The 3,286-nt window shown below is 53.7% G+C and carries 3 protein-coding genes and 1 pseudogene; 2 read left to right on the top strand and 2 right to left on the bottom strand.

Translation table 11 applies throughout. The features are described 5' to 3' along the window. Positions 1-88 precede the first annotated feature (88 nt). On the bottom strand, positions 89-1,174 hold the full coding sequence (locus B4967_RS07130; RefSeq protein ID WP_054641840.1) for an OprO/OprP family phosphate-selective porin: 1,086 nt from the start codon (positions 1,172-1,174) through the stop codon (positions 89-91). Between the two features lie 299 nt (positions 1,175-1,473). Continuing rightward, a complete protein-coding gene (cadR, locus tag B4967_RS07125) occupies positions 1,474-1,881 on the bottom strand; it encodes a Cd(II)/Pb(II)-responsive transcriptional regulator (protein ID WP_083024399.1) in 408 nt (135 codons plus the stop codon). 95 nt (positions 1,882-1,976) lie between these two features. Here cadR and B4967_RS07120 point away from each other — a divergent pair. Next, positions 1,977-2,872, top strand: a pseudogene (locus B4967_RS07120) (cation efflux transmembrane domain-containing protein). A gap of 3 nt (positions 2,873-2,875) precedes the next feature. Further along, a partial coding sequence (lspA, locus tag B4967_RS07115) for a signal peptidase II (RefSeq protein WP_083024397.1) occupies positions 2,876-3,286 on the top strand: 411 nt, incomplete at its 3' end.

Raw genomic sequence — 3,286 nt, 5'->3', positions numbered from 1 at the left:
TCGGCGCCGGCTTCACGGATTCAGGACAATGCTTCCCGTACCAGTGCCCTATCAAGTGGTGAGCTCAACCAAGCACTCTCCCATGCGTTCAAAATGCATATTGCAACCTCGCACGCACTTCATCTCCGCTAGCGCCATTGGCTTCTTCGCCATCCATGTAGCTCATTCCAAGTCGAACATTCTTGTTGGCGTAATAGTTAACGCCCAGTGTTGTTTGCTTACCGTCAGTTGTGGCCAGCCCCACATCACTGTATTTTCCGTCGCCATCTTCAAAACGGGCAATAACTTCCCAGGCTCCTTTGGGCGATGACGGTTCCACTCGCTTGAACGCCCCAGCCTTGTAAGGACGGCTTTCGCCGGTGACAACCCAACCAAGCTGTACGTAATAACCATCAACATCCACCTGACCTTCCTCGGAATCGAAATATTCGGCCTGGGCATGGAAGGGCCCGGAAGCGCCGGCCAATTCCAGATTAAACGTATCGACCTCATTGGCCTGAGTGTCGGCATCACGCGTGGTATAACCCGCACCAAGATGAACAACAGCATTATTCGTTTGAACGGGTGCAACCGTGCCCCGTGCGGTTACTGCCGTGTTATTGAAGTCGTCGCTGCCATCGCCGTCTGCCTCGAAATAGCCGATACCGTAGGTCCAGTTGCTGCCTTTGCCACTGAGCTGGATGCCGCCGCTGCGACCGGGGGTATAACGCTCGGTCATGGCGGATCGCTCAAGGGCCGAGATGTCTTTTGAACTCGTTAATTGTTCCAGGCCGAATGGCTCTTTCTGCTTACCAATAGTCACGGTTGCAGCTGAGCCAAATCCCAGGTAGCGAATGTACAGGTCCTCAGCGTTCCCGCCTTTGGCGCCATCACTCTCAGCCACGTTGAACTGGGCTTTGTACGCCCAGTCGCCAAAGTGGCCCTTGGCGTAGAGGCGTGCCCGGCGCACGTCGAAATCGGTAGTGTCAACACCGTTGGCGTCAGACTGCGTGGCGTCGTAATCCCATTGAAGGCGCCCGCCGAGCTGAAAAGACGCAGAGTTATCCGACACTTTCACTTTGATACCGCTGTCGGTATCGATCACAAGGTCTTTGCCGCTGGTCGTAACAGTTCCGGCCTGTGCGGCGGAAGCTGCAGAAATCGCCAAAGCCAAGCCCAAATATTTCTTGCTCATAGTGGTTTTTTCCTTTCAGTTTGCTTGTGGGTATTGGAAGAATCAATGGAAAGTCTATTTGGTAAAGATTGCAGTTTGTTTACAAATGATGCATCGAAACAGGGCATCGGTTCGGGCCTGTGACAGGTTTTGGCGCGCTGCGTGTTGCGGCCCTATTCTTGGTCAAGCTAAGAGTTCGCCGCTTAAGTCCCAGGACTCTGACAAATAACGATTGGTAAGCGGATTAAATGGTTGATCTTACCTTTGCATGAGAGTGAGACAGACCGGCATCTCATCGGATTATCTGGTTGATGCTTCACCTACTGCTGGTGCATGTTTCCTTCGCTAATTCCAGCAAGAATCCCACACGCCTCAACCTCCCGGTCATCGTTGCAACTCGCTCTCAGTGAAACGAGTTGTTTCTCAAGCGCTTGCAGAGCGGTTATCTGCGACCGCACATGAGAGATGTGATCATCGAGCAAGGCGTTGACAGCGGTACAGGACTGATGAGGGTCGTCCTGATAGCTCTGTAGTTCGTGAATCTCAGCCAGTGACAGGCCCAGGATTCTGCAGCGACGGATGAAGGCCAGCCCCTCACCATGCTTCTCGGTATAGACACGGTAACCGTTGTCCTGCCGATCAGGCGGCGGCAACAAGCCCTGCTGTTCATAGAAGCGGATCGTCTGTGTTTCGACCCCTACCAACTGCGCCAACTGACCAATGCGCATCAGCCTCCTCCCCAAAGGATTCTTTACTCTATTGACCTTATAGTAGCTTTATAGTTTTAAATGGTACCACAACATTGTTCAAGTGGAGTCGTATCATGAGCAAATCCTGTGGTGGCGCCTGTGGCGGTGATGCAACTCCGCAGCGGATACCGATATACAGGCCTCCTCCGAGGCGCCAGGGAGATGGGTCAGTGTTTATGCCGTGCCGAAGATGGACTGTCCATCAGAAGAACGAATGATTCGCCTAGCCCTGAACGGCTTTGAGGAGATTCGGGCGCTGTCCTTCGACTTGTCGAACCGCCGGCTGAAGGTCGTGCATGACGGCGAGGTCGAGCCCGTCACCTCGAAACTGAAGACCTTGGGGCTAGGCGCCTCGCTTCAGGAAACCGTCGCTGCAAATCCGGAGACCATCAAGGCCGCCGAGTTTTCGGCAGCTTCTGCTAAGCAAGAATCCGGGACCCTGCGCTGGTTGCTCGGCATCAATGCACTTCTGTTCGTGGTGGAAATGACTGCCGGTCTGATGGCTCAGTCAACTGGCCTCATTGCAGAGTCCCTGGACAATTTTGCTGATGCGGCAGTGTACGGACTCGCTCTTTATGCGGTTGGGCATAGCGTGAAAAGGCAGCTACGTGCCGCGCATGTTGCTGGTGTACTGCAACTGATCTTGGCTGTGGGCGTACTCATAGAGGTCGTGAGGCGCTTTGTATTCGGTAGTGAGCCTGAATCGCTGGTGATGATGGCTATCGCATTCGTCGCATTGATTGCCAATACCAGTTGTCTGCTGCTCATATCCAAACATCGGGAGGGCGGGGCGCACATGAAGGCAAGCTGGATATTCTCGGCCAACGACGTGGTGATCAACCTGGGGGTCATCACCGCCGGCGCCCTGGTCGTGTGGACCGGTTCCAATTATCCGGATCTGATTATCGGCACCATCGCGGGGGTCATTGTACTTAACGGTGCCAGACGCATTCTGGCGTTGAAGGGTTAAATAATGCTCATTATTGGCAAAAAGCTCTCGCCGTATGCCCTATTGTCCATATCGGGCCTGCTGGCAGCGTCTGATCAGGCTGTAAAGTGGCTGGTGCAGCAATCAATGGCCTATGGCGAGTATGTTTCGGTGACCCCGTTCTTTAACTGGGTGCACCTATGGAACACCGGTGCCGCATTCAGTCTTTTTGCGAATGGTGGAGGCTGGCAGCGCTACTTTTTTATCGGAATCGCGGTAGTGGTCTCGATTTTTCTGATCAAGCTGATCCTTGAAAATCGTCATAAAGGAGAAGCCATCGCTTACAGTCTTATCCTCGGTGGCGCCATGGGCAACCTGATTGACCGGGTCTTTCGCGGCTATGTTGTGGATTCCTTTGATTTCTATTGGCGAGACTGGCATTGGCCGGCCTTCAAC

It is taken from the genome of Vreelandella lionensis (genome assembly GCF_002087295.1).
Taxonomy (GTDB): domain Bacteria; phylum Pseudomonadota; class Gammaproteobacteria; order Pseudomonadales; family Halomonadaceae; genus Vreelandella; species Vreelandella lionensis.
This window is presented reverse-complemented; position numbering and strand designations above follow the sequence as displayed.

Bases quoted from the DNA above. Each gene is read 5' to 3' on its own strand.
- B4967_RS07130 (WP_054641840.1), bottom strand. From the start codon at position 1,174: ATGAGCAAGAAATATTTGGGCTTGGCTTTGGCGATTTCTGCAGCTTCC.
- cadR (WP_083024399.1), bottom strand. From the start codon at position 1,881: ATGCGCATTGGTCAGTTGGCGCAGTTGGTAGGGGTCGAAACACAGACG.